The sequence below is a fragment of the Microbacterium xerophyticum genome (assembly GCF_053543555.1).
The window spans coordinates 86,915-90,507 of sequence record NZ_JBLVOB010000006.1 but is presented as its reverse complement, the minus strand read 5'-3'; the positions used below and the strand labels follow the sequence as shown (position 1 = coordinate 90,507).

Sequence of the window (3,593 nt, the reverse complement as noted above, 5' to 3'; positions counted from 1 at the left end):
GGTACGGGGTCTTCGATGACGACGATCAGTCCTGCTGCAGAGCGCCCTGCAGGTCGAGGTTGATCGTGATGTCCTTGCCCACGAGGACGCCACCGGTCTCCAGCGCGGCGTTCCAGGTCAGGCCGAAGTCCTCACGGTTGATCGTGGTGGTCGCCGACGCACCCGCCTTGTAGTTGCCGTACGGGTCGGTGCCGAAGCCGCCGAAGTCGAAGGCGAAGCTCACCGGCTTCGTGATTCCGCGGATGGTCAGGTCACCGTCGATGAAGAAGTCGTCGGACTCCACCCGCGCACCGGTGGAGACGAACTCCATGGTCGGGAAGTTCTCGGTGTCGAAGAAGTCCGCCGAGCGGAGGTGGCCGTCGCGGCCCTCGTCGTTCGTGTCGATGGAGGTGACGTCCACACTCGCTTCGACCTTCGCCTCGAGCGGGTTCTCCGGCGCGACGAGCGTCGCGCTCTTCATGCCGAACGTGCCGCGCACCTTGGAGATCATCATGTGACGGACACTGAAGGTGACCTCGCTGTGTGCGGGGTCGAGGACCCAGGTGCCTGCGCGGTAGCCGGGGATGTCGATCGTGGTCATTCGGATTGTCTCCTTGAATCGTGGGGGTCTCGTACGTTCACATCATGCCAACTCTTATGCGAGCGCATGTATTCCGAGATCACTGCACAAGATCTCAGCAAAAAGAAGAGGGCCCCCGTTCCGAAACGGAACAGAGGCCCTCGAGATCATCGCTCCGCTCAGCCGACGGCGACCAGGTCGATGATGAAGATGAGGGTCTTGCCGGACAGGAAGTGCCCCGAGCCGGCAGGGCCGTACGCGAGGTGCGGAGGAACGATCAGCTCACGACGCCCACCGATCTTCATGCCGGGGATGCCGTCCTGCCAGCCCTGGATGAGTCCACGCAGCGGGAACTGGATCGTCTCGCCGCGGCCCCACGACGAGTCGAACTCCTCGCCGGAGTCGTACTCGACGCCGGCGTAGTGCACGGTGACGGTGTCGCCGGGCTTGGCGGCCGCGCCGTCTCCCTCGATGATGTCTCTGGTGACGAGCTCAGTGGGAGCGGGAGCTGTGGGGGCGTCGAACTCGGGCTTTGTGCGATCAGTCATGACTCCATACAACCCGAGCGATCGGCGCCGGTCAACGCGACCGCGCCTGCTCAGAGCGAACACCCGGACGCGCTCATCCGGCTGCCGGCGCGGAAGGTATTGACACGATGCGGATGCCGGGTGCAATCTGAATACAGATCAACTCAGCGCCCGGTAGACATGCAGGCATCGCCGCAGCACCGGGCGCTGAGTCTTGGTATGGACGACCTGGTGGGCACCGGTCTCCCGACGCCAGGGCTCAGTACGCCAGCAGCGCCGCCCTTGTCGCGCGCGTGCGCGTGAGAAGTGCCCGCTCGTCGTCGGCGGCCAGTGGGTCTCGTCCGATGATCGCGCGCTGGCGAACAGCCGCGAGAGCGGCGGCATCCTTGATGAAGGTCTTCATCAAGGGACGGCGATCGCCACGGAGTCCCGCAGCCCACTTCATGCCCACCTTGCGACCCGCAGGTGTCGCGAGCATGGTGATCTCCTCCGGCGTGAACCATCCGGCGGCCGCGTAGTCACCCAGACGCTCCCTCGTGACACGGGCCTCCTCTCGCCGCAGAGCCACGATCGCGAGGATGAACCCGATGAACAGGGGCACCTGGAGTGTGATGTAGAGCGCGAAGAAATCGGCGAAAGTGGCCGACCCGTTCCAGAAGCCGTGCAGGATGATCGCACCGAGCAGACCCAGCAGGCCCGCGCCCAGGACTCTGCTCTTCGACGCGCTGCGGCGCGCGGCCAGCCCCATCGCGAAGCCGGTGAGCGCCGTGAACATCGCGTGCGCGAACGGCGAGAGCAGACCGCGCATCACGAAGGTCGCCGTGAGCTGCTCACCGCCGCCCTCGATCAGGCTGATGGCGAAGTACTGGATGTTCTCCGTGAAGGCGAAGCCACCGCCGACCAGAGCGCCGTACACGATGCCGTCGATCGGGCCGTCGAAGGCCCGCCGCCCGATCAGGAAGATGATGAAGATCCCGAGCCCCTTGGCGAGCTCCTCGACGATGGGCGCCTGGATCACGGCACTCACCGCCTCCGAACGCAGACCGAACGCGAGAGTCATGCCGATGTCGATGAGCAGCGTCAGGCCGACCGCGGCGATGGCGCCCCACGCGATCGCGAAGACGATCAGCGCCTTGGGCTCGGGTTCCCAGCGATCGATGATGTACACGCCCAGAAAGACGATCGCGAGCGGGATGAGTGCGAGTACGAGCCCCATCCCCGATGCCACGGCACCGAGCGCCCAGACGAAGTAGCCGATCAGGGCGACGAGTGCGAAGCCCAGTACTCCGAAGAGCCAGATCGACACCGTCCTGCCCTTCTTGGACGCCACCGGGAGGGTGGGCAGCGCACCCGCCGGGGCCGGAGCGGCAGGCGCGGGCGGCGAATAGTGCGTGGGCTGCGCGAGAGCCGAGGCGTATGTCGGCTGCTGGCTGAACTGCGGCGGCACGTACGGCGACTGCGAGTACTGCTGCTGCGAGTACTGGGGCTGCTGGTGCTGGGGCTGCTGGGACGGGGGCGGCGTGTATTGCGGCTCTGACGGTCCTCCGAATGACATAGCCAAAGCCTAGAGGTACCCTCACTCTGCTGCAGGCGTCCTGACGGTAGCGTAGGAGACATGCGTTTCGCCCATCTGCGTCGGCCAGACTCCCCCGATGCCCACCTCGCAGTGATCCAGGATGCCGAGGCCGTGCTGGTCTCCGATCTGATGGATCCGGCTCCGCTCACTCTCCAGCAGCTCATCGACGGCGGTGATGATGCCCTCGGCGCGCTGCGCACCGCACTCGATGAAGGCGCGGCACCCCGCCATCCGCTCGACGGCTTCGGCTTCGCGTCGGCGGTGCTCGATCCGCCGGTGATCCTCGCGATCGGGCTGAACTACGCCGCGCATTCCAGCGAGTTGGGGTTGAAGACCGACACCGCGCCGACCGTGTTCACGCTCTGGCCGAATTCCCTCACATCGCACGAGGCGACCACCGGGTGGCCCCGCACACTGAGCGAGTCGGTCGACTACGAGGCCGAGCTCGGCGTGCTGATCGGTCGCCCCGCGAAAGACGTCGGTGAGGCGGAAGCCCTCGATCACGTCTGGGGATACACGGTCGTCAACGACATCACCGCCCGGGACATCCAGTTCTCCGAGGCGCAGTGGTCGCGCTGCAAGTCCTTCGACGGGTTCACTCCGACCGGGCCGTTCGTCGTCACGGCGGACGAGATCCCCGATCCCCAGGATCTGCACATCTGGACCGTCGTGGACGGTCACACGGTGCAGGACGCGACGACCGGACAGATGGTCCGCTCCGTCGCGACTCTCATCGCGCATCTGTCGCAGTCGGTCACGTTGCGACCGGGAACGCTGATCTCCACCGGCAGCCCAGGAGGCGCCGGCTACTCCCGCGAGCCGCAGATCTTCCTGCGCGACCGGTCGACGGTGACCGTCGGAATCGACGGCATCGGCGAGCTCACCACGCACTGCCGCATCTACGACTGAGCCTTGGGGGGGGCCCCGCTCC

The 3,593-nt window shown here is 66.2% G+C and carries 4 protein-coding genes; 1 reads left to right on the top strand and 3 read right to left on the bottom strand.

Annotated elements, in window-relative coordinates; genetic code table 11:
- Positions 1–25 precede the first annotated feature (25 nt).
- From ACNPNP_RS06975 to ACNPNP_RS06965, 3 genes are all read right to left on the bottom strand, one after another.
- Entirely contained in the window at positions 26–580 is a 555-nt protein-coding gene (locus ACNPNP_RS06975; RefSeq protein WP_448965334.1) for a YceI family protein, read from the bottom strand.
- A gap of 158 nt (positions 581–738) precedes the next feature.
- Positions 739–1,107, bottom strand: a complete 369-nt coding sequence (locus ACNPNP_RS06970; RefSeq protein ID WP_448965333.1) for an FKBP-type peptidyl-prolyl cis-trans isomerase — start codon at positions 1,105–1,107, stop codon at positions 739–741.
- A 238-nt stretch (positions 1,108–1,345) separates the two neighbouring features.
- Entirely contained in the window at positions 1,346–2,641 is a 1,296-nt protein-coding gene (locus tag ACNPNP_RS06965) for a PrsW family intramembrane metalloprotease (protein WP_448965332.1), read from the bottom strand.
- Between the two features lie 60 nt (positions 2,642–2,701).
- Between ACNPNP_RS06965 and ACNPNP_RS06960 the strand changes: the two genes are divergently transcribed.
- Positions 2,702–3,571, top strand: a complete 870-nt coding sequence (locus ACNPNP_RS06960) for a fumarylacetoacetate hydrolase family protein (protein WP_448965331.1) — start codon at positions 2,702–2,704, stop codon at positions 3,569–3,571.
- Positions 3,572–3,593 lie beyond the last annotated feature (22 nt).